Genomic DNA, 23395 nt, shown 5'->3' with positions numbered 1-23395 from the left:
GCCCACGCTGCCGGTGGTGAAGCCGGTTTCCTGCGAGACGAGCATTGTCAGCCCGGCAGTTCGACGCTGGCCGACAATCCCCGCGCCTGCGAAGGCGCCACCCGCAGGCCGAACCGGCCGGGTTCGCCCCTTTGCGTGCTCAGCCCGCTACCACTCCAGCGTTTCCAGAAAGCGCGTGGCCTCGAGAGTGCTGCCCAAATAGGCGGCCAGGGACGTGGCGACCGCGGTGCGTGCCGTGCCGAGCAGTTCGTCGCTGTCGTCGAACGCATCGTCGCCGAGTTCGGCCATGGTGTTGGCCATGGTTGCCAGGCCGCCGAACGCAGTTTCCAGCGTGGCCGCCAGCCGATGGGGTCGCCACGCGCAGGCACCGTGGAACGCGAACAGGACGTCGCCGCTGGCGGTGTCCAGGATGAACGGATCCGCGCCCTGGTCCGCGATCACCAGCCAGTGCTCCGGCCAGTCCGCCAGTCGCTTGCCGTCGACCGCGTTCCAGCGATAGCCGGCCTGCAGTGGCCACAGCTTGTGCAAGGGCGGAATGTCGACCGGGTTGCCGCCGATCTCCAGCGACAGGCCGGTCGGACCGATCTGCGCGTGGCGGGTTTCGCCCCATGGCCCCACCTGCGCATAGAAGTCGGCGAGCGCCTGCGGCAGCGGCAACGTGCCCTGCCAGTCGGATGCGGGTTGCGGACGCAGTTCGCCCCAGGGGGCGAGCAGCGTGTGGAGGGTGGCGTAGGACATCGGGCGTGTTTGGGCAGTCGACCTGAGGCGCAGTATGCCCGGTGCGTGTCGCGCGCCGTGTGTGTGACGACGCGCCGGGAGAGCCTGCTCGCGTGCGGCGCTGCGGCCGACGGCGGCTACTGGTCGTCCAGCCCGACGTTCCGCGCCGCGCTGGCCGGCGGGACGTAGACCCGCTCGTGTGGGACCTGCAGCGCCGGCTCGCCGTGCCGCAGGTTCGCCGCCTGCGCGTGCACGAAATCGGTGATGTCGGTGATCGAGATGGCCTGCCGTTCGCCGTACTGGCGCAGCGCCTGGCCGCGCAGCCCCAGTTGCAGTGCGCGACGCGGCAGCGCGCTGCCGTCGGGCGCGTGGTCCGGGTCCCACTGCAGGCGCACGTCGGACTGCTGGACCGCGTCCTTCCACGCGGCATGACTGGCGAAGCGCACCGGATCGAACGTCGACGGGACCGCGGCCCGCAGCAGGTCGTCGAAGAAGACGCGCGGCAGCCGGATCGCCAGGATCCGCTCCTGCCCTTGCTTCTGCGCCCAACCGGCGCGATACATCATCCACAGGAAGTTCGGCTTGATCCAGCTCATCCGCTCGTAGCTGAACTCGCCGCCGAAGCGTTGATGGGCCACCGCGAACTGCGCGATTGCGGGGCGGTAGGCCTGGTAGACATCGATCGCGTCGGCGTCGAAGCGCGCCAGGATGTGACGGCCCTGGCGGGGCCAAGTGGGCTGCAAGGCAGCGTAGGAAACGGAATGCATCCGTGCGCAGTCTACGTCGTCGCAACACCGTCGTCGATCTGCTGCCGCGTCTCCCCCGTGTCGGTTGGCTGCGTTCGCGCGCGCCGCACTGAACCACTCAGCCTGCGCTCGCCTCCAGGCTCGCGCGCTGAGACCGGCACTGGCTACCCTGGTGCGTCCCTCTCCCCGGAGCCCCCATGAGCCGACGTTCCGGCAGCGCCGATCTGCCCCTGCACGGCGGCCGCGTGCCGCATTGGTTGGGCGCGCGCATGACCCGGCTCGGCGCGGTGATGTGCCAGGCCATCGTGCACAGCTATGGCCGCGACGAATTGCTGCGGCGCCTGGCGCATCCGTTCTGGTTCCAGTCGCTGGGCGCGGTGATGGGCATGGACTGGCATTCCTCCGGCATCACCACCAGTGTGCTCGGCGCGCTCAAGCGCGGCCTGGCGCCGCTGTCCGGCGAACTGGGCATCCATGTGTGCGGCGGCCGTGGGCGGCATTCGCGGGCCACGCCGGACGAACTGCAGGCGGTGGGCGAGCGGACCGGCCTGGACGGTGCGGAACTGGCGCGCGTCAGCCGCCTGGTGGCCAAGGTCGACAGCGCCGCGGTGCAGGACGGCTTCGACCTGTACCTGCATGGCTTCATCGTCAGCGACGACGGGCGCTGGGTGGTGGTGCAGCAGGGCATGCACGGCGCGCGCAAGCAGGCGCGCCGCTATCACTGGCTGTCGGAAGGCCTGATCAGCTTCGTCGATGCGCCGCATGCGGCGATCGATGGCCCGCGCCAGGGCCGCATCGTCAATCTCGCCGATCATCGCGCCGCCGCCGCGCGTGCGGCGCAGGTGGACCTGCTGCAGACGCTGGCTCCGGAGCGCATCGCCCGCGAATACGCCACGCTGGAGGCGGCGCAAACGTCGGCGCCAGTTGCCGCAGTGCCGGCGCGCGCCGCGCAGCGACGGTCCGACACTGCGCTGCCGGCCGATGCGCTGTTCGCCAAGACCGGCGACCTGTTCGCTCCAGCAGCGGCGACGGCGCCCGAGCGCCGGCCGGCCGACCTGCCGCATCTGTCGCTGCCCGACCACCACGATGTGCGCGGCAGCGACGTCGTGGTGCGGCGACTGCACGGCGCACTGGCTGCTGCCGCCGAATGTGGGCCGCGCGATTTCGCCGATCTGCTGCAGGTGCCGGGCGTGGGCGCACGCACGGTGCGCGCGCTGGCTCTGGTGGCCGAGGTGCTGCACGGCACGCCGTGCCGCTTCAGCGATCCGGCGCGGTTCTCACTGGCCCATGGCGGCAAGGACCGGCATCCGTTTCCGGTGCCCACGCGGGTCTACGACCACACCATCGGCGTGCTCAAGACCGCGGTGGCGCAGGCCAAGCTGGGGCGCGAGGAAAAGCTGGAGGCGATCCGTCGCCTGGACGTGCAGGCCCGCCTGCTCGAGCCGACCGCGCGTGGTCCGTCGGTGGAGGACTACATCGCCGAGGAGCGTGCGCAATCGCACGCCTACGGTGGGCGCAGCGTGTTCGGCTGGGAGCCGGCGCCGCACGATGTCGCGGAGCGGCGCGCCGCACACGCGAGCTGAGGGGCGCGTGCGGCGGGTGGCTTGCGCCGCACGCTAACGGATCCAGGGTGCCGTGCAGCAGCGGCGACAGGGCGCCTCTGATGATGGCGGGACGTGTTCTGTAGGAGCGGCTTCAGCCGCGATGGGCGTTCCCGGTAAAGCCCGTCGCGGCTGAAGCCGCTCCTACGCGGGGCTCAGGGACCGCCGGCACGCGCAGGGCGGCGGCTGGATCAGTGGCCGCGCTTGTGCCTCCGTCGTGCGCTGCGCACCACGATCCTCCGGTTCCAGCGATCGCCCGTATCATGGCGGCCACGGCGCGCTGCGTCGGTGGCCCCAACGACGCGTACGCCGAAGGACGTTTTCCCCAGTATGTGGTCTGCCATCAGCAATTTCGGCGACGCAGCGATGACGCTGCCGCTGGCGCTCGTCTGCGCCCTGTGGCTGGCGCTGGGCAGCGGCGGTTGGCGCGCCGCCGGCACATGGCTGGGCCTGGTGGCGACCGCCGCGGCCCTGGTGGGGGCGACCAAGATTCTCTATGCCGGCTGCGGCGTGGAGCTGCGCGCGCTGCAGTTCCGGGTGATCAGTGGGCACACCATGCTCGCCGCCTGCGTGTGGCCGATGGCCTGCATGCTGTGCCTGCGCGCCCGCCCGCGGCCGCGCCTCGCGGTGGCCTGCGGATTCGCCATCGCCAGCGTGATCGCCATTGCCCGCGTCTACGCACGGGCGCATAGCCTGTCCGAGGTCGCGGCCGGCGTGGTCGTTGGTGCCGCGACGACGGCCTGCTACCTGCGGTGGCGCGGCGCGCCGCAGTTGCCTGCTCGCCTGCGCATGTATGCGATCTTGTCTGTCGCCCTGGTCGGCGTGCTGATGTACGGACGCCACGCGCCGATCCAGCACGCTATCCAGACCTATTCGCCGGCGCTGTGCGGTCGCGACGGCTGATCGCACGACGGCTGATCGCACGTTCGTCCGCGTGCACGTACATGCACGCGCGCTTCGCCTGTCGTATGCCTGCTCTTTACCTGTGCGTTGCTACACCCGAAGCCGATGGCCGCCGTGGCCGCTTTCAGGAGACGTCTCGATGCCGGAGCAATCCACCACCACCCGCGCGCGTCGCGCCAAGCGCGAAGGCAAGGCGGGCACCACCCAGGCCGGCGAATTCGTGCGCGAGGAAATCGATCGCGTGCGCGCCGGCAAGACCCAGGTGAAGTCGACCAAGCAGGCGATCGCCATCGGCCTGTCCAAGGCGCGCCGTGCCGGGGTCAAGACCGGCGCGTCGAAGACCGCGTCGAAAGACACCAAGAACAAGGTGGCACAGGAAGAGGCCAAGGGCGGCAAGCAGGGCAAGCCCTCGCCGGCGCGCTCGCGCGGTGCCAAGAAGGCGCTCAAGACCGCCAGCAAGGGCACGACCGCGCGCAAGACCGTAGGCAGCGAGGCGCTGTCGACGCAGACCAAACGCGCGGCGAAGAAGCGCAGTGCCAGCAGCCGCTCGGCCGCCGCGAAGAAGGCGGCGCAGACCAAGGGCGCGACGGTGCGCAAGACCGCCGCCAAGAAGGCCGCGCAAACCCGGGCCAAACAAGCCGGTACGCACACCTCCGCCACGAAGAAGGGTACGGCGAAGACCGCCTCGGCCAGGAAGACGACGGCCAGGAAGACGGCGAGCAAGAAGGCGGCGAGCAAGACTGCTTCGGCAAAGAAGGCTGCGACGAAGAAGACGGCATCCAAGAAGACAGCGTCGAAAAAGTCGACGGCAAAAACGTCGGCTGTCAGGAAGACGCCAGCGAAGAAGAGCGCCGCCAGCAAGCGCACGACGAGCAAGCGCGCAAACAAGACCTCGTCGGCGCGCAAGCGCAGTTCGCGCTCGGGCAGCTAGCAGTCCCATGACGCGGTGGCGCATGCCGGCGCCGCGCGTCTGGTGCCTCCGCGATCCGCGCGGCTAGCTGTGTGTCTTATAGCTCGGTGTACTTTGTGATGCGGCCCTTGGCACGCTCCACCGGATACTTGGCGGCGTTGACCAGCATCTTGTGCTGCGCAGCCTCGATCGGGTCGATGTCCAGCTTGTCGCACAACTGCACCAGGTACAGCAGCACGTCGGCGATCTCGCTGCCGACCTGTTGCTTTTTTTCTGCAGACAGTTGCTTGCTCTGCGCATCGTCCAGCCATTGGAAATGTTCCAGCAATTCCGCCGCTTCCACCGACAGCGCCGCGGCGAGATTGCGCGGACTGTGGAACTGACCCCAGTCGCGGGCGTCGGCGAAGGCGCGCTGGGCGGCCTGCAGGTCGTGGAGGCTGTCGGGCATGGCATCGGCTCGCAGTGGGGATGGCGCATGGTAAAGCAGCCGCCGTACATGCATGCGCGGCGGTCGCGACGTCGGACTCACGGCATGGTCACCGACGATGCACGGCCTCGGCAGCGACACTGCGGGACGTGTTCGCAGACGAAAGGAAATGCCCATGCAAGCTCTGACCTATCACGGCACCCGGGATGTGCGCGTGGAAACCGTTCCCGACCCGGTGCTGGTGGAGACCGACGACATCATTTTGCGCGTCACCGCCACCGCGATCTGCGGCTCGGACCTGCATCTGTACCGCGGCAAGATCCCCGACCTGCACACCGGCGACGTGCTCGGGCACGAGTTCATGGGCGTGGTCGAGGAGGTCGGCCCGGACGTGCAGCGGGTGAAGAAGGGGGACCGCGTGGTGATCCCGTTCGTGATCGCCTGCGGCGAGTGCTTCCATTGCCGGCTCACCGAGTACGCCGCTTGCGAGACGACCAACACCGGCAAGGGCGCGGCGCTGAACCAGAAAGGCATCCGGCCGCCGGCCGCGCTGTTCGGCTATAGCCATCTGTACGGCGGCGTCGCCGGCGGCCAGGCCGAGTACGTGCGCGTGCCCAAGGCCAATGTCGGCCCGCTGGTGGTGCCGGACGTGCTGCACGACGAGCAGGTGCTGTTCCTTTCCGACATCCTGCCCACCGGCTACCAGGCCGCAGTCAATGCGGGCGTGCGCCAGGGCAGCACGGTGGCGATCTTCGGCGCCGGCCCGGTCGGGCTGATGACCGCGGCCTGCTGCCGCATGCTCGGCGCCGAGCGCATCTTCATGGTCGATCGCTATCCGTACCGGCTGGACTTCGCCCAGCGCACCTACGGCGTGATCCCGCTGAACTTCGAGGAAGTGGACGATCCGGCCGACATCATCGTCGGCCAGACCGACGGCCGCGGCGTGGATGCCAGCATCGACGCGGTGGGCTTCGAGGCCAAGGGCAGCACGGTGGAGACGGTGATGGCCACGCTGAAGCTGGAAGGCAGCAGCGGCACCGCGCTGCGCCAATGCATCGCCGCCACCCGCCGTGGCGGCACCGTCAGCGTACCCGGCGTGTACGCCGGCTTCATCCACGGCTTCCTGTTCGGCGACGCCTTCGACAAGGGGCTGAGCTTCAAGATGGGCCAGACCCACGTGCAGCGCTTCATGCCGGAACTGCTGGAACACATCGGCGAGGGCCGGCTGCGCCCGAACGAGATCATCACCCATCGCCTCAGCCTGGCCGAGGCGGCGCAGGGCTATTCCATCTTCGACAAGAAGGAGCAGGACTGCCGCAAGGTGATCCTGACGCCGTAGGCCCGCGCAGCGCCATCGCCTCCGCGCATCGCTGGGGGCGATGGCACCGTGCTGTGGTGAACGCTTCATGCGTGTGCACGCCGCCGCGCGGTGAACACACGCTGGCTGCGCAGGCGGTCTGCTGTGATTGCACGCGGCTTCATCTCGGGCGCTTTGCGCTGCGGCCACCGCCGACGCTGCGTGGCGCCTTCGTACAGAGGATTCGCTTGACCGAACTGCTTTCCCCCACTGCCCTCGGTGACGCCGACGACCTGCGCGGCGCTGCCTTGCACGTCCTCGCGCGCCATCCACACTTGCCGCTGCCTGGCGCGGGCGACACCTTGGACCGCTGGCGCACCCTCGCCGAGATCGCCGCGGCCGACGTGTGCCTGGCCAAGGTGCTGGAAGCGCATTACGACGCGCTCGCGATCCTGGCCGAACTCGGCGCGCCGGCGCCGCCGTCCGGACAATTGTTTGCCGTGTGGGCCGCGGAAGCGCCGGACGCGCGTCTGGCGTACCGCGGCGACGCGCGACGCGGCGAGGTCCTTGGCCGCAAGGCGTGGTGTTCCGGTGCCGGCATCGTCGATCAGGCGTTGCTCACCGCGCATGACGCAGAACGGCAGCAGTTGGTGCAGGTGCAGTTGCGCCAGCCCGGCATCGCCATCGACACGCAGGCCTGGGCTGCCGTCGGCATGGCCCGTGTGGTCAGCGGCCCGGTGACGTTTGATGCGGTGCCGGCGGTCGCGGTCGGCGCGCCAGGTCAGTACCTGCAGCGTCCCGGGTTCTGGCATGGCGGTGCCGGCATCGCCGCCTGCTGGTACGGTGCCGCGTGCGCGATAGCCGAGCGCCTGCGCGCGCATTCCAAACTGCAGCGCGATGCGCATGCGGCGATGCACCTGGGCGTGATCGACCAGCACCTCGGCGCGGCGCGCGCGCTGTTGCGCGAACTGGCTGCCGCCATCGACGCCGCGCCCGACCAGGCGCATCGGCATGCGGTGATCCGGCTGCGTTCGTTCGTGGAGCGTGCCGCCACCGAGGTGCTCGATCGCGTCGGCCGCGCGCTTGGCCCGGGTCCGCTGTGCAGCGACCGCGAACATGCGATGCGCTGCGCCGACCTTGCGGTGTTCGTGCGGCAGAGCCATGCCGAGCATGATTGGGCCGCATTGGGCCAGGCATTGGGCGAGCAGGTGCAGCCATGGCGGCTGTGAGCGCCGCACGGCCGCAGATCCATGGCGATGGCACGCCGGAATCGGCGTGGCAGCGCTCGCCCTGGCTGGCCGCGTTGCCGCAGCGTCCGATCGAAGCGCTGATCGCGGGAGCCGCGCGGCTGGTGGTGGTGTCGCCGCATCCGGACGACGAAGCGCTGGGCTGCGGCGGCGCGATCGCCTGCGCGCGCCGCATGGGGATGCCAGTGCACCTGGTGGCGGTGACCGACGGCGAGGCCTGCTATCCGCACCACCCCTACTGGACGCCGCAGCGCCTGCGCACGGTGCGCCGCGCCGAGCTGGCCGCGGCCGCGCATTGCCTGGGCGTCGATCCCGCCGCGATCCACCATCTGGGCCTGGCCGACGGCGAGGTCGGCCAGGGTGAGGCGGTATTGAGCGAACGCTTGCAGGCGCACCTGCAGGCGGACGATCTGGTGCTGACCACCTGGCGCCACGATGGCCATCCCGACCACGAGGCCAGCGCGCGCGCTGTGCGGCATGCGGTCGCCGCCAGCGCGGCGCGCACGGTCGAGTTCCCGGTGTGGGCCTGGCACTGGCTGCAGGCCGACGCTGCTGTGCCGCAGGCCTTGCGCGGTGCGGTCCGCTACGCCCTGCGCGATGCCGACTGGCAGGCCAAGCAACGGGCGCTGCACTGCTTCGCCTCGCAACTGGGCACCGCACACCCGCCGGTGCCGGCGCCGATCCTGCCGCCGCAGGTCCTGCAACGTTTCGCTCGCCGCTTCGAGGTGTTTGTCGCATGAGCTCGGTCCCGGTCCAGGAATATTTCGGTGCCCTCTACCGCGACGAGGATCCGTTCGGCTATCGCGAGCGCTGGTACGAAGCGCGCAAGCGCGCCCTGTTGCTGGCCAGCCTGCCGCGCGCGCGCTTCGCGCGTGCCTGGGAACTGGGGTGCTCCAATGGCGAGTTGACCGCGGCCCTGGCGCCGCGCTGCGATGCGTTGCTGGCCACCGACCTGTCCGAGCGCGCGGTGGCCCTGGCCAGCCAGCGCAACGCCAGTGCGGCGCATGTGCAGGTGCGCCAGGCCGAGCATCCGCGTAGTTGGCCAGCGGGCCGTTTCGACCTGATCGTGTTCAGCGAGGTCGGTTACTACCTGCCGTTGCCGCGGTTGCAGGAGTGCGCCCGGCGCTTGGCCGCTTCGCTGAGCGAGCAGGGCGTGCTGGTCGCCTGTCACTGGCTGCATGCGTTTGACCAGGCCTGCATGGATGGCCGTGCCGTGCATGCCTGCCTGGCCCAGACGCTTGGGTTGCCGCGGCTGTTGCGCTACGAGGACGACGACGTGCTGCTCGAGGCCTGGAGCGCCACGCCATACTCGGTGGCCGCAGCGGAGCAGTTGCGATGATCGCGGTGCTGATTCCGGCGCACGACGAGGAACAACTGATCGGGGCGTGCCTGCGCTCGGTGGCGCTCGCGGCGCAATGCGCGGGTCTGCGCGGCGAGGCGGTGCAGGTGTTCGTCGCCCTGGACCGCTGCAGCGATGGCACCGCCGATATCGTCGCCGCGCATGGGGCGCACGCCATTGCGCTGCAGACCGGCAACGTCGGCAGCGCCCGCGCGGCGGCGGCGCAGGCGGCGCTGGCCGCCGGCGCGCGCTGGCTGGCCTGCACCGACGCCGACTCCGTGGTGCCGGCGAACTGGCTGTCGGCGCAGTTGGAGTGCGCCAGCGACGCGTTCTGCGGCATCGTCACGGTCATCGACTGGGATGATTACGGCACGCGCTTGCGCGATGCCTACCTGGCCGGCGAATGCCGTCACGACGACCATCCGCACGTGCATGGCGCCAACCTCGGCCTCAGCGCCGAGCTGTATCGGCGATGCGGTGGCTTCCTGCCGCTGGCGGCGCACGAGGACGTGGCATTGGTGGAGGCGATGGTACGCGTGCAGGCGCGGATCGCGCGGCGCGCGCAACCGGTGGTGACCACCAGCGCGCGCCGCGTGGCGCGCGCATGCGGCGGCTTCAGCGACTACCTCAAACAGATGGAGCGCCGTTTGGCCGAGTCCTTGCTGCCCGTGGTCGACGGCGACGCCCTGGCCTGAGCGTTGGAACGCCGCGTCGGGCGCCTGTGCCATCTGGGCGCTTGCAAAGGCCCCGGCGACTCCAGCTCGGCAAGGGCTGACCCGCTGCCTGAGCGTGGCGCAGTGCAGCATGCACAGCCCGATGCTGCCGGTCGGAAAGCCGCGCCAGGCACGGTCACAGAGGGCTCTCGCCGGCGGCGCCAACCGTCCGTCGCGAACGGGTGAAGTTTTCACGTCTCCTTCACCTTGCGTCTTTGTAGACACGTCGCCTCGAGGTTCGGGATAAGTTTTCTTCGGGCCTGGCGCCGGCAGGCTGTGCTGGAGTGGTTTGCCAGCTTCTTGTCAAGTCTTCGACAGGCTTTTTGACCAGCAATCAATAACTTAGTTGTTCTGGTCGGGTGAGGGCGCCATCGGCCCCTTGTCCACAGGGGGTGTGGATGACTTCTGCATAAGGTTGTGGATAAGGCCGATGCCGGCCCGTGACACAACAGTGTCAAGAGGGGTGGCGAAAAATTGACCAGGCTATGTTCGGGCGGCCGTTGAGCCGACCCGGGAGCCGGTTCGGACCTCTCGTGGGTGCATCGGGGACCCCTATCGGGTGCAGTGACGCGACTCCAAGTTCGGGATCTTTGTCGTCGTCGTGCCGGTCGCCTGTGCGGCATGGCACGCGTAGCCGAGGCGGGTGGTTAGCCGGAACGCGTGCCCCCAGGTCGACCGCGGCCATCCCAGCGCACTGGATCACGGGCTGGCAAGTGGGGCCGTGACTCCGGCTGGCTCACCGATATCGCCATGGCGCCACGCCGTGCGGCGCCATGGCGGACACTGCCGCGTTTGTTCAGGCCAGCAGGCGCAGCTTCGGCTCGCGGCTCCACTGCCGGGTCTTGGCGGCGTTGATGAAGCCCTTGCTGTCGCTGGCCTCCACCACCCCGGCATCCTTCTGCACATTGCCGGCCTTCAGTAGCGGCTGCGCGCCAGCGTCGGCGGCGATCGCCTTGAGGTGGGCGAAGGCATTGCTGACGAAGTCGATGGCCGCCGATTCCTTGCTCAGCCGCTTGCCGGCCTCGGCCGACAGCACCACCGCCACCGCGTCGAACACGAACGAGGGCGTGCCGGCGAGCTGGCCGTCGGCGGTCAGGCGCTTGCCGTCGCTGAGCACGGCGCCGCCCAGCTTGGGCGCGACGATCTTGACCGCCGCACCGGCGTCGGTGGCGGCCTTGCGCAACTCGTGCACGGCCTTCGCATCGGATCCCTCGTCGATCAGGATGCCGATCGCGCGACCCTGCAGGGTGGGCTTCATTCGCCCGATCAACTGCAGCGCCGGCGACAGCGGCAGGTCCTGCGGTGCGACCGCGGCCGGCGGTGCCGGCGGCAACCCATCCATGCCCAGGCCGTCGGCCACGCGCTGCGCCAGCTTGGGATCGACATGGCGCAGATGCCCGACCACCGCCGCACGCACGTGCGCGGTGTCGACCTTGGACAGCTCGAACACCAGCGCCGAGGCCACGTGCGCCTGTTCCGGCGGCGTCTGGCTGCGGTAGAACATCCGTGCCTGGCTGTAGTGATCGGCGAAGCTCTCGGCGCGAATGCGGCCCTTGGCGGCGTCCTCGGCCGGCGTGCGATGGCTGACGAAGCCGCGCGCCGTCTCGCGCGGGCTGTCGGCCTGCAGCGAGCTCGGTTCGTAGGCGACGCGGCCCTTGGGCACGCCCATCTGCATGTGGCCGTCGCGCTGCATGTTGGCGAACGGACACTTCGGCGCGTTGATCGGCAACTGGTGGAAGTTCGGCCCGCCCAGGCGACTGAGCTGGGTGTCCAGGTAAGAAAACAGGCGGCCCTGCAGCAGCGGGTCGTTGGAGAAGTCGATGCCGGGCACGATGTTGGCCGGGCAGTACGCCACCTGCTCGGTCTCGGCGAAGAAGTTGTCCGGCCAGCGGTCCAGCACCATGCGCCCGACGATCTGCAACGGCACCAGTTCTTCCGGGATCAGCTTGGTGGCGTCCAGGTGGTCGAACGGGAAACCGTCGGCCTGTTCCTGGGTGAACAGTTGTACGCCCAGTTCCCATTCCGGGAAGTCGCCGCGCTGGATCGCCTCGAACAGGTCGCGGCGGTGGAAGTCCGAATCGGCGCCGGCCAGCTTCACCGCCTCGTCCCAGATCGTGGACTGCAGGCCGAGCTTGGGCCGCCAGTGGAACTTGACGAAGGTGCTGCGGCCTTCCGCATCGAGCAGGCGGAAGCTGTGGATGCCGAAGCCTTCCATCATGCGCAGCGAACGCGGGATGGTGCGGTCGCTCATCGCCCACATGATCATGTGCAGCGATTCGGGCATCAGCGAGACGAAGTCCCAGAACGTGTCGTGCGCGCTGGCGGCCTGCGGGAAGCCGCGGTCCGGTTCCATCTTCACCGCATGGATCAGGTCGGGGAACTTCAGCGCATCCTGGATGAAGAACACCGGGATGTTGTTGCCCACCAGGTCCCAGTTGCCTTCCTTGGTGTAGAACTTGACCGCGAAACCGCGCACGTCGCGCGGCGTGTCCACCGAGCCGGCACCGCCGGCGACGGTGGAGAAGCGGGTGAACACCGGTGTTTTCACTCCGACCTCGGTGAGCAGCGCTGCGGTGGTGTACTTGGCCAGCGATTTGGTCAGTTCGAAATAGCCGTGCGCGGCGCTGCCGCGCGCGTGCACGATGCGCTCGGGAATGCGCTCGTGGTCGAAGTGGGTGATCTTTTCGCGCAGGATGAAGTCTTCCAGCAGCGTCGGCCCGCGCGGGGTGGCGCGCAGCGAGTTCTGGTTGTCGGCGACCGGAATGCCCTGGTTGGTGGTGAGCCGCGGATGCGTGCCGCCGGCCTGCTGGTGCAGTTCGTCGCCATGGCCGCGCTGGTCGGCGGGCGCGGCGGTGGAGGCGAGGGCGGTGGACGATGCGGGGTCGCTGGGCGTGCGTTTGCGGCTGGCCATGGGGGGTGCTCCGGTGCGTGGCGAGAAGAGGCGTCGCAGTGGTGTGCCCGGTGCGTGAAGATACGGGCGCGGCGGAAGTCCCGATCCTGGGCGGCGCGGCGTGAACGAGCCGTGCAACGCCCCGCATCGGCACGCACTTGTCTACTGCAGTGCGCGCGATGCGCGCACACATAAAAAAACCCAGCCTCGCGCGCGAGGCTGGGTCTTGGATGCAACGTCGAACGACGACGCGACTCAGACCACCGCGTCTTCCTTGTACGCATCCACCGGGATGCACGCACACATCACGTTCTTGTCGCCGTACACGTTGTCCACGCGCGCCACCGGCGGCCAGTACTTCTGCTGCTTCAGCGTCGGCAGCGGGAACGCGGCCAGTTCGCGCGGGTAGGCGTGGGTCCACTCGCTGGCGGTCACCTGCGCAGCGGTGTGTGGGGCGTGCTTGAGCGGATTGTCCTCGCGGTCCAGGCGGCCGTCCTCGATCGCGGCGATTTCCTCGCGGATCTGGATCATCGCGTCGATGAAGCGATCCAGCTCATGCTGCGATTCGCTCTCGGTCGGCTCCACCATCAGCGTGCCGGCGACCGGGAAACTCAGCGTCGGCGCGTGGAAGCCGAAGTCGATCAGGCGCTTGGCGATGTCCTCGGCGCCGATGCCGCTGGTCTTCTCCAGCGGGCGCATGTCGAGGATGCACTCGTGCGCGACCAGGCCGTTGCGGCCGGTGTACAGCGTCTTGTAGTACGGCGCCAGGCGCTTGGCGATGTAGTTGGCGTTGAGCAGCGCGACCTGGGTGGCCTTGCGCAGCCCGGTGTTGCCCATCATGGTGATGTACATCCAGCTGATCGGCAGGATCGAGGCCGAGCCGAAGCTGGCCGCCGAGACCATGCCGACGTCGCCGTCGCCGCCGAGCGTGCGCGGCAGGTACGGCGCCAGATGCGCCTTCACCGCGCACGGGCCGACGCCGGGGCCGCCGCCGCCGTGCGGGATGCAGAAGGTCTTGTGCAGGTTCAGATGCGACACGTCCGAGCCCCACTTGCCGGGCTTGGCCAGGCCGACCAGGGCGTTCATGTTGGCGCCGTCGGTGTAGACCTGGCCGCCGTGCGCGTGCACCGCCTCGCAGATCGCCACCACGTCTTCCTCGAACACGCCGTGGGTGGACGGGTAGGTGATCATCAGCGCGGCCAGGCGCTCGGAATACTTCTCGGCCTTGGCGCGGATGTCGGCGACGTCGACGTTGCCGTTGCCGTCGCACTTGGTCACCACCACGGTCATGCCGCACATCTGCGCCGAGGCCGGGTTGGTACCGTGCGCCGATTCGGGGATCAGGCAGATGTCGCGATGGCCTTCGCCGCGCGCGCGGTGGTAGGCGCGGATCGCCAGCAGGCCGGCGTACTCGCCCTGCGCGCCGGAGTTCGGCTGCAGGCTGACCGCGTCGTAGCCGGTGCACTCCACCAGCATCGCTTCCAGTTCGTCGATCAGCTGCTTGTAGCCCACGCTCTGCTCGGCCGGGGCCAGCGGATGGATCGCGCCGAACTGCGGCCAGGTCACCGGAATCATCTCGGCGGTGGCGTTGAGCTTCATGGTGCAGCTGCCCAGCGGGATCATGGTGCGATCCATCGCCAGGTCCTTGTCGGCCAGCGCGCGCATGTAGCGCAGCAGTTCGTGCTCGCTGTGGTGGGTGTTGAACACCGGGTGCTGCAGGAACGTGCTGTGGCGCAGCAGCTGCGGCGGCAGCGCGTCGGCGGTGGCTGCATCGAGCGCGTCCACGTCGGCCTGCGCGCCGAACAGCTGCGCCAGCGCGACCACGTCGGCGCGGGTGGCGGTCTCGTCCAGGCTGATGCCCAGCGCGGTGCTGTCGATCGCGCGCAGGTTGATGCCGGCCGCGCGCGCCTTGGCGTGGATGGCCTCGGCGTCGACGCCGGTGACGTGCAGGGTGTCGAAGAAGCGCTCGCCGACGGCGACGCCGGCACCACGCAGCGCCGCGGCCAGGATCGCGGCCAGGCGGTGGGTACGGCGGGCGATGCGCACCAGGCCCTCGGGGCCGTGGTACACCGCGTACATCGAGGCCATCACCGCCAGCAGCACCTGCGCGGTGCAGATGTTGGAAGTGGCCTTCTCGCGGCGGATGTGCTGCTCGCGGGTCTGCAGGGTGAGGCGGTAGGCGGGGTTGCCGGCGGCGTCGATCGACACGCCGATCAGGCGGCCCGGCATCGAGCGCTTGTAGGCGTCGCGGCAGGCCATGAACGCGGCATGCGGGCCGCCGAAGCCGAACGGCACGCCGAAGCGCTGCGAGTTGCCGACGACGATGTCCGCGCCCCATTCGCCGGGCGCGGCGATCAGGGTCAGCGCGAGCAGGTCGGTGGCGACCGCGACCAGGCCGCCTTGCGCGTGCACGGCGTCGGCCAAGGCCTTGTGATCACCGATGTGGCCGAAGCTGTCCGGATACTGCAGCAGCACGCCGAAGCATTCGGCCTGCAGCGCTTCCTCCGGCGTGCCCACGCGCAGCACGATGCCCAGCGGCTCGGCGCGGGTGCGCAACAGTTCCAGGGTCTGCGGATGCACCGCGTCGTGCACGAAGAAGGTGTCGGACCTGGACTTGGCCGAACGCTTGGCCAGGGTCATCGCCTCGGCCGCGGCGGTGGCTTCGTCCAGCAGCGAGGCGTTGGCGATCTCCATGCCGGTGAGGTCGGCGCACATGGTCTGGAAGTTGATCAGCGCTTCCATGCGGCCCTGCGAGATCTCCGCCTGGTACGGGGTGTAGGCGGTGTACCAGGCCGGGTTCTCGAGGATGTTGCGCAGGATCACCTTCGGCGTGTGGGTGCCGTAGTAGCCCTGGCCGATGAAGCTGCGCAATACCGTGTTCTTGTCGGCGATGGCGCGGATCTTGGCCAGCGCCTCCTCCTCGGTGATGGCGTCGGGCAGCGCCAGCGCGGCCGCCGACTTGATGTTGCCCGGCACGATGGCGTCGGTCATCGCCTCCAGCGAGTCGTGGCCGACGGTGCGCAGCATGTGCGCGATCTCGGCGTCGTTCGGGCCGATGTGGCGCTCGATGAAAGCCGAGTGGTGTTCGAGGTCGCGCAGCGAAGAGGTGTGAGACATGGCAGTCGTCCGGCTGAGGAAGGCACGAGGAGGCGGGGACGCGCGCAAGGCCGTCGTCGGGCCGCTGTGGCGGGCACGACCGACGGGAAGCGCGCGTCCTCCCAATGCCCCTCTGTCCTTTTGCCTGAGAGTTTGGAAGCGGCGGCTGGCGCTGCGCTTCGTGCCCCTTCGGCGCCGGGTTTGACCGGTCTCTCCAGAGTCTTGGTGCGGGTGGTATCGGGCCTGAGCGATTACGGGCGTTTGCGCCTTCGGCAGCGGGTCGCCCCGCTTCTCCCACCATGCTGCGCGGCGATTATAGCGTGGCCGGCGCCCCCCACGACGGGCCGCGCGCGCCCACACCAGCCTGAATGGGCACGCCGCGGCGGATGCGCGCATGCGGCCGCAGCGCGTATCATGGCCGCACTCCCTTTTCTCGCGCCCGTCCATGCCGGACGGCGCTGTCGCGTGTGCGCCCGCCCTGTGGCCGCCGCGGCCGGCTCTCAGGATGATGTCCCCATGACGCTCCCGTCCGTGTCCACGCGCCGCATGGCCCTGTTGCTGGCCGGGCTGGCGATGTTCGGCCCGTTCTCCATCGACACCATCTTCCCGGCGTTCCCGCAGCTGGCGCAGCGCCTGCACGCCGATCCGGTGGCGATCCAGCAGACGGTGAGCGTGTACCTGTTCGCCTATGCGGTGATGGGCCTGGCGCACGGACCGTTGTCCGACGCGTTGGGGCGGCGGCGGGTGATCGTCGCCGGCCTGATCGTGTTCATCCTCGCCTCGGCCGGCTGCGCGCTGTCGCGCGACCTGCCGACGCTGCTGACGTTCCGCGCGCTGCAGGGCGTCTCGGCCGGCGTCGGCATGATCGTTGGCCGCGCGGTGATCCGCGATCTGTTCCACGGCGACGACGCGCAGCGGCTGATGAGCCAGGTGTCGATGATCTTCGGCATCGCCCCGGCGATCGCGCCGATCATCGGCGGCTGGATCCTGGGCAGCGGCCGCGGCTGGCCGACGATCTTCTGGTTCCTGGTCGGCTTCTCCTCGCTGCTGCTGGTCGCCACCCTGCGCTGGATGCCGGAGACGCATCCGCCGCAGGCGCGCACGCCGCTGGCGCCGCGCACGCTGCTGCGCGACTACATCGGCATCGCGCTGAATCCGCGCTTCCAGCGCCTGGCCGCGGCCGGTGCGTTCAATTTCGGCGGGGTGTTCCTGTACATCGCCTCGGCGCCGGTGTTCATGATCGAGCTGCTGGGCAAGACCGAGCGCGATTTCGCCTGGCTGTTCATCCCCACCATCGGCGGCATGACCCTGGGCGCGTTCCTGTCCGGGCGCATGGCCGGGCGGTTGGGGCCGATGCGCCAAGTGCGCTTCGGCTTCGTCTGCTGCGGCGTGTCGATGATCGGCAACATCGCCTACACCGCACTGGCGCCGGCCATCGCGCTGCCGTGGGCGGTGCTGCCGATCTTCTTCGCGGGCCTGGGCACCGCGCTGATCTTCCCGATCCTGGCGCTGGCGGTGCTGGACATGTATCCGCGCCAGCGCGGGCTGGCCTCGTCGCTGCAGGCCTTCACCCAGTTGATGGTGACCGTGCTGGTGGCCGGCGTGCTGTCGCCGCTGCTCAGCGGCCACGCCCTGCACCTGGCGCTGGGCTCGGGCGCGTTCTTCCTGCTCGGCTGGGGCTTCTGGCGCTGGGAGCGGCGCAGCGGCAAGCGCCTGCCGCGGCCGGATGCGCAGGTACCGCGCCTCGAACCGGCCGACCCGCTGTGAGCATGGCCGCAGTTGGGCTATCGTCGTCGGGTCATCGCTGAGGAAACCGCATGTCCATCGAGTCCAAGCAGCGCCGCGATCTGCGCAAGAAGCTGGCCGAGCGCCTGCGCCACCGCGCCGAGGGCGCCGCGCCGGCCGCGCCCATCGAACCGCACGCGGAGCTGCGCGACCAGCAGCGCACGCTGCTGGCCGGCATCGTGCGCCGCGACGGCGAGTGGGTGCTGGGCATGGACGGGCGCATCGCCGGGCAGAGCGAGAGCGCCGCGCAGGTGCTGTCGCTGATCATGCAGGCGGCAGAATTGCACGAGCGTGCCGGCACGCCGGTGCGGCTGATGTACTCGGACGCGCTGAAGGACGCCGCGCAGGCCGATGCGCAGGCGCAGGGCCTGAGTTTCGACGAGTTCAAGTCGCGGCACGCCCAGGTCATGGGCCGCGACGACGGCGGCGCGGCGGCCCCGGCCTGAGCCCATGGGCCAGAGTGCCGGCCAGGCTGCGCAGGAGGCCGTGTCGCTGGCGCGGGTGCGGCGCCGTGACGGCATCGCGCTGGTCCAGGCGCACCGCGCCAGCGTCGCCCTGCATCACCCGTGGAGCTATCCGTTCACCGACGTGCCCGGCTTCGAGGCCTGGTACGCGCAGACCCTGGACGGCAGCAACATCGCGCTGCTGGCGCGCGAACGCAGCAGCGGCGCGCTCGCCGGCCTGTTCACCTTCAGCCAGGTGATGGGCGGCTGCTTCCAGAGCGCCTATCTCGGCTACCACGCCATGGCCGGCTGCGAAGGCCGCGGACTGATGACGCATGCGCTGCGCCTGTGCGTGGCCTACGCGTTCGGCGAGCTGGGGCTGCACCGGGTGGAGGCCAACATCCAGCCGGACAATGCCCGCTCGCTGGCCCTGGCCAAGCGCGCCGGCTTCCGCCACGAGGGCTATTCGCCGCGCTACCTGCGCATCGGCGGGATATGGCGCGACCACGAGCGCTGGGCGCGGCTGGCCGACGACTGAGCTGATGGCGGCGCCTGCGCTGGCAGTGCTCAGCGCCGAGGTGCTGGCGTCGTCGGGGCGGGCGTGGGAGAAGCAGGCGTGGGAGAAGCGGGGGCGGTGGTTTGTGTCGGCCTCTGCGCCGACGCTTCCCACCCGCACATCCGCCCCTGATTCTGCTGCTTGAGCCACTCCTGCATCGGCGCGAAGTATTCCAGCAGCGGGCCGGCGTCGATGCGTTCGCTGCCGGTCAGTTCCTTGAGCGTGGCCTGCCATGGCTGGCTGCCGCCACGCTGCAGCATCGACCAGAACTTCTGCCCGGCTTCCTTGTTGCCGTAGAAGGTGCACTCGTACAGCGGGCCCTTGTAGCCGGCGGCGTCGCACAGGCTCTTGTAGAACTGGAACTGCAGGATATGCGAGAGGAAGTAACGCGTGTACGGCGTGTTGGCCGGCACGTGGTATTTGGCGCCAGGGTCGAAGAAGTCCTCGCCGCGCGGTGTCGCCGGCGCCACGCCCTGGTACTTGGCCTTCAGCTCCCACCAGGCCTGGTTGTAGCGGTCCGGGGCGATCGAGCCGTCGAACACGCCCCAGCGCCAGCGGTCGATCATCAGCCCGAACGGCAGGAACGCGACCTTGCTCAGGGCCATGCGCATCTGTGCGTTGATCAGCGCTTCGCGGCCGACCTGCGGCGCGTCGACCAGGCCGATCGAATGCAGGTACTGCGGGGTCATCGCCAGCACCACGGTGTCGCCGATGGCTTCGTGGAAGCCGTCGTTGGCGCCGCCCTGGAACAGCGGCGGCAGCGGGTTGTAGGCCAGGTCGTAATAGAGGTGGCCGAGTTCGTGGTAGATGGTGGTGAAGTCCTCTTCGTTCGGCTTGACGCACATCTTGGTGCGCACGTCGCCGGCCATGTCCATGTCCCAGGCGCTGGCATGGCAGACCACGTCGCGGTCCAGCGGCTTGATGAACTGGCTGCGCGTCCAGTAGCTGTCGGGCAGCTTGGGCATCGCCAGCGAGGTGTAGAAATCCTGCGCGCGCTCGGTCATCTGCTGCGCGCTGAGCAACTGCGCCTCGCGCTGGGCCATGAATCGCGCCTCCGCCGAGGTGTCGCCGTTGCGCCGCGCCAGTGCCGCGCTCAAATTGCCCTGGTACTGCCGCTCCAGCGCGTCGGTGATGTCCAGGCTGCCGGCGCCGGGATAGGGCTGCAGCAGGTCCCACAGGTTGCTCCAGTCCTGCTGCCACATGTTGCCGAGCAGGTGCGCCGGCAGCAGGCCGCCGGCGAGTTCGCCCTTGTCCTTGCCGTATTCGGCGTCGAGCTTGCCGCGCGCGTAGCAGTGCAGCTGTTCGTACAGCGGCTTGACCTGGGTCCAGAGCCGGTCGGTCTCGGCGGCGAGCTGAGCCGGCGGCATGTCGTAGCCGCTGCGCCACAGCGCGCCGGTGTCGGCGTAGCCCATGTCGCGCGCGCCTTCGTTGACCAGCTCGACGAAGCGCTGGTAGTCCTTGCGCATCGGCTGCACGGCGGCGTGCCAGCCTTGCCAGGCATCCAGTTGCTGGTCGTAGTCGCGGCTGCGACGCAGCACGTCTTCCAGTTCGCCCAACTGCCGGCAGCGGCGCGCATCGCCCTCGCCGGTGCAGTAGGAGGCGGCACCGTAAGCGCCTTCCATCTTCGTCGCCAGTGCGGCCAGCTCGGCCAGCCGCGCCGGATCGCGCGGCGCCGGCATCGCGGTCATCTGCTGCAGCAGGCGCAGTGCGCGGGCGCTGTCGGCCGACATCGGCTTGCCGTCGTAGCGCCGTGCCTGCGCGATCCAGCCGTTGAGCGTGGTCAGCCAGCGCGCGTTGGCCTTGGCCGCCAGCCGCTCGCTGTCGCCGTTGATGTAGGTGGCCGACAGCCACTGCGCTGCGGTGAGTTCCGGCAGCAGCGCGCGGTACTCCTCGTTGATGCGGGCGACGAACTGGTCGGCGCTCTCGCCCTCGGCCTGGGTCGTGGCGGGGGCGGCGGTCTCGGCCGCGGGTTCCTTGCGGCAGGCGGACAGCATCAGCAGGCTCGCGCCGAGACACAGCGCGAGCAGCGGAGAGCGGTGGTTCACGGCGAATCCTTGCAGGGCGATTGCCCGGAAGGCTAGTGGCCCGCCCGCAACGCCGCAAGTTCGGGCGGCGCGCTCTTGGCCGCGCCGCCGTGTCCCGTCAGACCATGACCGCCCGTGAGCGGGCAGTCACTGCGGCTTGGCGCATTGCGCGAACAGGTCGCGCGCGTGGTCGTAGACGCCGGTCTTGACCTGCATCAGGCCCAGCACCGACGGGAACAGGTTGTCCTGGTCGGCGTACTTGCGCGAGCGCGCCTGCAGGCAGGCCAGGTCCAGGCCGCGCGCGCTGGCGAAGCCCGGCGAGAACCACATCACCATCGGCACGTGGGTCTGCTCCTGCGGCGCGATCGCGTAGGGCACGCCGTGCAGGTACAGGCCCTTCTCGCCCAGCGACTCGCCGTGGTCGGAGAGGTAGATCATCGCCGTGTCGTAGTCGGGCATCGCCTGCAGCGTGTCGATGGTGCGCGCCAGCAGGTGGTCGGTGTACAGCAGCGAGTTGTCGTAGGCGTTGGTGATCAGCTCGCGGCTGCAGTTGCCCAGGTCGGCGGTGTCGCAGGTCGGGGTGAAGCGGCGGAACCCGGCCGGGTAGCGCTCGAAATAGCTGGGCCCGTGGCTGCCGAGCTGGTGCAGCACCACCACGCGGTCGCCGGGCTTGGCGCGCACCTGCGCGGCCAGGTCCTGCAGCAGGATCTCGTCCATGCAGCGCCCGTCCTTGCACAGTTGCGGATCCTTGGCATCGTCCAGGTGCTGGATCTGCAGGCCGTCGCACACGCCCTTGCAGCCGGACTGGTTGTCGCGCCACAGCGTGGCGATGCCGGCGTGCTCGAGCACGTGCAGCAGCGACTGGTGCTTGCGGATGTTGCTCTCGTTGTAGTCGTGGCGGCCGAACGGCGAGAACATGCACGGTACCGAGACCTCGGTGCTGGTGCCGCAGGAGTGCATGTCGGGGAAGTTGATCACGTCGCGCTTGGCCAGCTCCGGCGTGGTTTGCCGCGCGTAGCCGTTGAGGCCCCAGTTCTGCGCGCGGGCGGTCTCGCCCAGCACCACCACCAGCAGCCGCGGCTTGCTGCCCGGCGCGCGCGCGGTGGCCTTGGCGTCATGTTCCAGCGGCAGCTTCGGCGCCTTGCGCGTGGGGCTGTCGGACTTGAAGTTCTGCCGCAGCGCGACCAGGTAGTTGATCGGCGTGGCCAGGTAGCGGATCTCGCGATGGTTGCGCATCATCGCCGACAGGTCCTGGAACGACAGCATCGCGGCGACGCCGCCCAGCGCCAGCATGCCGACCAGGAAGCCGAGGCGGATCGCCAGCGCCTTCAGCGGCGAACGCCGGATCAGCCGCACCCGCCACAGCACCAGGATCGGCAGCACCGCGTAGAACAGCAGTGGCGCGATCAGCGCCGTGGTCATCAGTTCGCGCGATTCCTTGTGGTCGGTGGCCAGCACGTTGCGCAGCATGTCCGCGTCCAGGTAGACGCTGTAGCTGTTCATGTAGTGCGCGGCGAACGCGGTGGTGATCAGCAGCACCGTCAGCACCGGCTTGGCGATGCCGCGCCACAGCAACAGGCCTAGCAGCAGGCCGTGCACCGACAGCAGCAGCAGGAACAGCGACAGCGCCAGCTTGATGTCGCCGGCATGGCCGCTCATCGCGCTGCGCCAGAACATGCCGTTGCAGGCCAGGGCGAAGAACGCGCTGGCCGCCAGCGCCAGCATCTCGTTGCTCAACTGCGGACGCCAGGCCCACCAGCGGGCGCGGGACAGGGTGGACGGCGAGGGCGGGGCGGCGGAACGGCTCATGCGGCGGCATCGTTGGTGGTGGAAAGGCGTCGGTCGGCCTGCGGCATCGCGCCCGGCCACAGCATCGCCCGGTACAGGCCCAGTGCCACGCCCCAGCACAGGGCCAGCGTCCACAGGTCGTGCGACATGAAATGCGCGCCGCGCAGCTGTTGGCCGAGACCGAACAGCAGGCCTCCCCCGAGGCCGATCGCCAGCGCTAGCCAGCGCCAGGCCGGCTTGAGCGCCAGCGCAACGAAGTACAGCCCCACCCAGGCATAGCCGGCACTGGAATGACCGGCGGGGAAGCATACCCCGCGCGGCATGCCCACCGGGCGGGTCTCGAACAGGCCCACGAAGATCCGATTGCCGCCGTAGCGGAGCAGGTCCCAGGGGCAGTCCATGTCGGTCACCGACTTCAGCAGCGACACCACGCCGGTGCTCAGCGCCACCGCCAGCAGCAGGTACAACAGCGGCTGCCGGTAGCGGCGTCCATCGGGACGGCGCCAGGCCCACACCGCCAGGCCCGCGGTCACCGCCCAGGCCGCGGCGCTCAGCAGCTTGCCGTCGTGGTGGATCAGGCTACGGGTCAGCGCCGCATCCTTCAGCGCCCACTGCCCGCCTTCCCAGCGGTACAGCAGGTCGGCGATCCAGAAATCGCCGCCCAGGCCCATCAGCACGGTGCTGGCCAGCAGCACCAGGGCCAGCGGCACCCACAGATGGGAGAGATAGAAGTGCCGGCGTGCGCCGCTGTAGGGCGCCGCCGCAGCGGACAATCGCAGGGGCGTACTGAGCATGGTCGACGAAGGCGGCCAGGGACGGCGGGAAAGTGGGGGCATGGTCGGGTTGCAGGTGTCGGATAGCTGTCGGAACTGCGGGATGAGAGGGCCAGGCTTCAGCAAAGCTTGCGCACCGT

18 protein-coding genes, 1 pseudogene and 1 riboswitch are annotated in these 23395 nt (G+C 69.6%); of the genes and pseudogenes, 11 read left to right on the top strand and 8 right to left on the bottom strand.

Annotated features, from left to right (window positions below):
* Positions 1 to 147: 147 nt before the first annotated feature.
* Positions 148 to 738: a hypothetical protein gene (locus QN245_RS15630; protein WP_317843612.1), complete on the bottom strand. Its 591-nt coding sequence runs from the start codon at positions 736 to 738 to the stop codon at positions 148 to 150.
* Between the two features lie 116 nt (positions 739 to 854).
* Positions 855 to 1484, bottom strand: coding sequence for a DUF4291 domain-containing protein (locus QN245_RS15625; protein ID WP_317843611.1), 630 nt, complete (start codon positions 1482 to 1484; stop codon positions 855 to 857).
* Positions 1485 to 1660: 176 nt separating this feature from the next.
* On the opposite strand from QN245_RS15625, the gene QN245_RS15620 reads away from it, so the two are divergent.
* The 3 genes and pseudogenes from QN245_RS15620 to QN245_RS15610 form a co-directional block, all read left to right on the top strand.
* On the top strand, positions 1661 to 3046 hold the full coding sequence (locus QN245_RS15620) for a DUF763 domain-containing protein (protein ID WP_317843610.1): 1386 nt from the start codon (positions 1661 to 1663) through the stop codon (positions 3044 to 3046).
* A 348-nt stretch (positions 3047 to 3394) separates the two neighbouring features.
* Complete coding sequence (locus QN245_RS15615; protein WP_317843609.1) at positions 3395 to 3967, top strand: phosphatase PAP2 family protein; 573 nt, start codon at positions 3395 to 3397, stop codon at positions 3965 to 3967.
* 139 nt (positions 3968 to 4106) lie between these two features.
* Positions 4107 to 4601: pseudogene (locus QN245_RS15610) on the top strand (DUF6496 domain-containing protein); the annotation flags it as partial.
* Between the two features lie 373 nt (positions 4602 to 4974).
* Here the strand turns inward: QN245_RS15610 and QN245_RS15605 are convergent.
* Positions 4975 to 5325 carry a nucleotide pyrophosphohydrolase gene (locus QN245_RS15605; protein WP_317843608.1) on the bottom strand — a complete coding sequence of 117 codons (351 nt, stop codon included), beginning with the start codon at positions 5323 to 5325 and terminating at the stop codon, positions 4975 to 4977.
* A 154-nt stretch (positions 5326 to 5479) separates the two neighbouring features.
* On the opposite strand from QN245_RS15605, the gene QN245_RS15600 reads away from it, so the two are divergent.
* The 5 genes from QN245_RS15600 to QN245_RS15580 all read left to right on the top strand — a co-directional run bounded on the left by QN245_RS15600 (position 5480) and on the right by QN245_RS15580 (position 9882).
* Positions 5480 to 6643 carry a zinc-dependent alcohol dehydrogenase gene (locus QN245_RS15600; protein WP_160964344.1) on the top strand — a complete coding sequence of 388 codons (1164 nt, stop codon included), beginning with the start codon at positions 5480 to 5482 and terminating at the stop codon, positions 6641 to 6643.
* Between the two features lie 206 nt (positions 6644 to 6849).
* Positions 6850 to 7830 carry an acyl-CoA dehydrogenase gene (locus QN245_RS15595; RefSeq protein ID WP_425612875.1) on the top strand — a complete coding sequence of 327 codons (981 nt, stop codon included), beginning with the start codon at positions 6850 to 6852 and terminating at the stop codon, positions 7828 to 7830.
* Positions 7818 to 8588 (top strand): PIG-L deacetylase family protein, encoded by a 771-nt coding sequence (locus tag QN245_RS15590; RefSeq protein ID WP_184644010.1) that lies wholly within the window; start codon positions 7818 to 7820, stop codon positions 8586 to 8588. Before QN245_RS15595 ends, QN245_RS15590 begins: the two co-directional genes overlap by 13 nt.
* Positions 8585 to 9187 (top strand): class I SAM-dependent DNA methyltransferase, encoded by a 603-nt coding sequence (locus QN245_RS15585; protein ID WP_184644009.1) that lies wholly within the window; start codon positions 8585 to 8587, stop codon positions 9185 to 9187. Before QN245_RS15590 ends, QN245_RS15585 begins: the two co-directional genes overlap by 4 nt.
* Positions 9184 to 9882 (top strand): glycosyltransferase family 2 protein, encoded by a 699-nt coding sequence (locus QN245_RS15580; RefSeq protein ID WP_184644007.1) that lies wholly within the window; start codon positions 9184 to 9186, stop codon positions 9880 to 9882. Before QN245_RS15585 ends, QN245_RS15580 begins: the two co-directional genes overlap by 4 nt.
* Positions 9883 to 10696: 814 nt before the next feature.
* On the opposite strand, the gene QN245_RS15575 is transcribed toward QN245_RS15580, so the two are convergent.
* A complete protein-coding gene (locus tag QN245_RS15575; protein WP_317843607.1) occupies positions 10697 to 12811 on the bottom strand; it encodes a catalase in 2115 nt (704 codons plus the stop codon).
* A 234-nt stretch (positions 12812 to 13045) separates the two neighbouring features.
* The gene (gene gcvP / locus QN245_RS15570) at positions 13046 to 15907 is read right to left on the bottom strand and encodes an aminomethyl-transferring glycine dehydrogenase (RefSeq protein ID WP_317843606.1); all 2862 of its coding nucleotides are present in this window, start codon (positions 15905 to 15907) and stop codon (positions 13046 to 13048) included.
* Positions 15908 to 16009: 102 nt separating this feature from the next.
* Positions 16010 to 16114, bottom strand: a riboswitch (glycine riboswitch).
* A gap of 288 nt (positions 16115 to 16402) precedes the next feature.
* On the opposite strand from gcvP, the gene QN245_RS15565 reads away from it, so the two are divergent.
* Genes QN245_RS15565 through QN245_RS15555 form a run of 3 tightly spaced genes read left to right on the top strand, consistent with a single transcriptional unit; the run spans position 16403 to position 18652 of the window.
* Positions 16403 to 17653 (top strand): multidrug effflux MFS transporter, encoded by a 1251-nt coding sequence (locus QN245_RS15565; RefSeq protein WP_317843605.1) that lies wholly within the window; start codon positions 16403 to 16405, stop codon positions 17651 to 17653.
* A 50-nt stretch (positions 17654 to 17703) separates the two neighbouring features.
* Positions 17704 to 18117, top strand: coding sequence for a hypothetical protein (locus tag QN245_RS15560; RefSeq protein WP_160964350.1), 414 nt, complete (start codon positions 17704 to 17706; stop codon positions 18115 to 18117).
* 4 nt (positions 18118 to 18121) lie between these two features.
* Positions 18122 to 18652, top strand: a complete 531-nt coding sequence (locus QN245_RS15555; protein WP_160964351.1) for a GNAT family N-acetyltransferase — start codon at positions 18122 to 18124, stop codon at positions 18650 to 18652.
* 29 nt (positions 18653 to 18681) lie between these two features.
* Here the strand turns inward: QN245_RS15555 and QN245_RS15550 are convergent, their stop codons facing one another.
* The 3 genes from QN245_RS15550 to QN245_RS15540 all read right to left on the bottom strand — a co-directional run bounded on the left by QN245_RS15550 (position 18682) and on the right by QN245_RS15540 (position 23276).
* Positions 18682 to 20715, bottom strand: coding sequence for a M2 family metallopeptidase (locus tag QN245_RS15550; RefSeq protein WP_317843604.1), 2034 nt, complete (start codon positions 20713 to 20715; stop codon positions 18682 to 18684).
* Between the two features lie 126 nt (positions 20716 to 20841).
* Entirely contained in the window at positions 20842 to 22503 is a 1662-nt protein-coding gene (locus QN245_RS15545; protein ID WP_317843603.1) for a phosphoethanolamine transferase, read from the bottom strand.
* Positions 22500 to 23276 (bottom strand): phosphatase PAP2 family protein, encoded by a 777-nt coding sequence (locus QN245_RS15540; protein WP_317843602.1) that lies wholly within the window; start codon positions 23274 to 23276, stop codon positions 22500 to 22502. The genes QN245_RS15545 and QN245_RS15540 overlap by 4 nt, the downstream gene beginning before the upstream one ends.
* Positions 23277 to 23395: the final 119 nt, after the last annotated feature.

This window comes from Xanthomonas rydalmerensis (genome assembly GCF_033170385.1).
In the GTDB taxonomy this organism is placed as follows: Bacteria; Pseudomonadota; Gammaproteobacteria; order Xanthomonadales; family Xanthomonadaceae; genus Xanthomonas_A; species Xanthomonas_A rydalmerensis.
The sequence above is the reverse complement of the archived record's forward strand: the minus strand, read 5'-3'. Positions and strand labels throughout refer to the sequence as shown.